Source organism: Oceanospirillum sediminis (assembly GCF_014164585.1).
GTDB classification, from domain to species: domain Bacteria; phylum Pseudomonadota; class Gammaproteobacteria; order Pseudomonadales; family Halomonadaceae; genus Oceanospirillum; species Oceanospirillum sediminis.
Genome location: NZ_JACJFM010000222.1, coordinates 1 through 361, shown reverse-complemented (window position 1 = coordinate 361; position 361 = coordinate 1). Strand labels below are relative to the sequence as shown.

Genomic DNA, 361 nt, shown 5'->3' with positions numbered 1-361 from the left:
ATTTAAACAATTTGCCCATGCTACCTGAAAAGTTTGAGGTAAAAGTGTCTTCAAATTCAGGGATTCAAAAACAATTCAACATTATAAAAGGGCTATTTGAAAAAGCTGAAGTCATTATAAACTGCGGTGATGCAGGGCAGGAGGGAGAACTCATTCAACGTTGGGTGATGAACGAAGCCCATTACAAAGGTGAAGTGAAACGTTTATGGATATCTTCCTTAACTTCAGAGGCCATTAAAGAGGGTTTTGAAAACCTTAAACCAGCTTCAGATTATGATAATTTGTATTACGCTGGTTTTTCTAGGGCAATTGGCGACTGGTTGCTTGGGATAAATGCTACCAGATTATTTACCGTTAAGCA

The 361-nt window shown here is 38.0% G+C and carries 1 pseudogene; it reads left to right on the top strand.

What is annotated here, in order from left to right:
- Positions 1–361, top strand: a pseudogene (locus tag H4O21_RS28485) (hypothetical protein); the annotation flags it as partial.